Origin of the sequence: Caryophanon tenue, from assembly GCF_001700315.1 — a bacterium.
Taxonomy (GTDB): Bacteria; Bacillota; Bacilli; order Bacillales_A; family Planococcaceae; genus Caryophanon; species Caryophanon tenue.
Genome location: NZ_MASJ01000033.1, coordinates 1 through 1,851, shown reverse-complemented (window position 1 = coordinate 1,851; position 1,851 = coordinate 1). Strand labels below are relative to the sequence as shown.

General features: G+C 37.3%; 2 protein-coding genes and 1 pseudogene. All 3 read right to left on the bottom strand.

Going from position 1 to position 1,851, the window contains the following annotated elements:
• Positions 1–19 precede the first annotated feature (19 nt).
• The gene (locus tag A6M13_RS12090) at positions 20–421 is read right to left on the bottom strand and encodes a Rep family protein (RefSeq protein WP_141680955.1); all 402 of its coding nucleotides are present in this window, start codon (positions 419–421) and stop codon (positions 20–22) included.
• 73 nt (positions 422–494) lie between these two features.
• Positions 495–659 (bottom strand): hypothetical protein, encoded by a 165-nt coding sequence (locus A6M13_RS12085; RefSeq protein ID WP_211270316.1) that lies wholly within the window; start codon positions 657–659, stop codon positions 495–497.
• 956 nt (positions 660–1,615) lie between these two features.
• Positions 1,616–1,851 (bottom strand): annotated as a pseudogene (locus tag A6M13_RS12075) (Rep family protein); the annotation flags it as partial.

Genomic DNA, 1,851 nt, shown 5'->3' with positions numbered 1-1,851 from the left:
ATCAAATCACAAATTTCGTTCAGCATATCGTCTTTATCTTGAACTTATTAAGGTGTTTTATATCTTGCTTAGAATATTTAACTTTATTTTTAGCAATAGCATCTTTGGATTCATGAGTTAAATATAAATATATATTTTCCATGCTTTGAACAACTATTTGAACCATGCTAACGCTTTGTTCACCCAAAGTTTTTTTGATTTTATAACGAACGCTATCCGCAGTCACAGGATTCTTGGCAACATAAATCACATGGTAATGAGCCTTTTTATATTCTTGCCCAGCAACATCACTCAAATCTTTATCGTGAAGCGGACTAATCGCAATAGGAACTCCAATTGATTCTAATTTCATTTCCCAATCTTCTGGAATGGATTCAGGGTATAACAAAAAGGTGAAGTATCTTGCTTTGTCTTTAGCCATAACAGTATAATTACCTTACAAAATAAGTTTTAAATTGAGCGGTCTTTTCTCAGGGGACGCTCTTTTTTTATGCTTATTTTTGCCCTTTCTTATGATTTTCTACAACGTCATTCATATATCGGCGCACATCATAAGTCACAATTTTCCCTTGTTCTAACAAGGTTTTTTTGTAATCAGAATACAACTTCTTAGGGATACGAATAGTTACACTTTGCATATCTTCTTTTTCCTCTACCACAATCAAAACCCTCTTTCTCTTAATATTTAAATCCAATTGTACATTAATATATATGCCAAAGCAATATTGAGAATTACAAAGCATTACGAAAAAACGCCATTCAGCTAAAAATCAGCTAAAAACTCGCCGAAAACTCGCCGAAAACTCGCCGGACACAAACCCTTGTGGCTCTAGGTTTAAAACCATTTTTTCGCTCAAATTGGCACTCGGCACTTAAAAGGGGGGTCGTAGTATCCCCCCTTTTTTCGCCCGAATTTCAAAAACAAAAAATACAGAGGGTTCACCAGCAAGCTAATAAACCCTCTAAAACCCTTTAAAAGCGTTTAAAAACCTTTAAAGCTCCAAAACCTTATAAGAGCCTTTAAAAGCTTTCTAAGAGCCTTTAAAAGCGTTTTAAAAGCCATTCAAACCCAAAACCAATTGGCGGCCAACCGAAGGAATCCGTTAGCAGCCAATTCAAAAGACAAGACCTTGCCCCTTTGTGAACAAAGGGGCAAACCCCCAAAAACCTCTCTTTGTGCTACTCGCACCGAGCGCCTACAGCGGGTGAGGAAAAAAATGTTGAGGGGAAAAGCGCCCCTCCCCATTTCGTTCCTCATGGCTAGCTTGATAAATCGTGTTTACTGCAACAAGGGGCAAAAAACTTTTTGCAAAGAGCGCAAAAACTTTTTGTGCTTTTCCCTTGCAGCAGCATCAAATTTTATTTTCTATTCGGGTTTTAATTCGCCTGAAAACCGAGGTATTTCTTCCCGTTCAAAATTGCAAAAAATTGAAAGGGCAAGCTACGGGTTTACCATGGTAAACCCGACACGAATTTTATTTGCTTGTTAGGGTTTCACCCTAAGACCCGAACACCGAACCACCCAAAAATTTTTTCAAAATTTTCGTTTGGATCGGCTGTCGCTGCACTCGAATTTAAAAACAAAAAAGAGCGGCATTCGCCACTCTTTAGCTTCTCACTGTATCTCACCTGTATCTTTATCAAAGTCACTTCGACCATATTTTCTTTCTTGATATACAGCATCAAAATACAATCTAATCAATCCAGTGTGAGAACGCAGAACCGAATTAATAACTTTCATGCTAGGCAAATTACATTCAGAACCTTTTTCTCTTACAAATCTCCGCAATTCTCGCATGTTAGCAATATCGTAATCATCAATCAAATCACAAATTTCGTTCAGCATATCGT

Coding starts and splice junctions, on each gene's coding strand:
- A6M13_RS12090 (WP_141680955.1), bottom strand. CDS start 421: ATGGCTAAAGACAAAGCAAGATACTTCACCTTTTTGTTATACCCTGAA.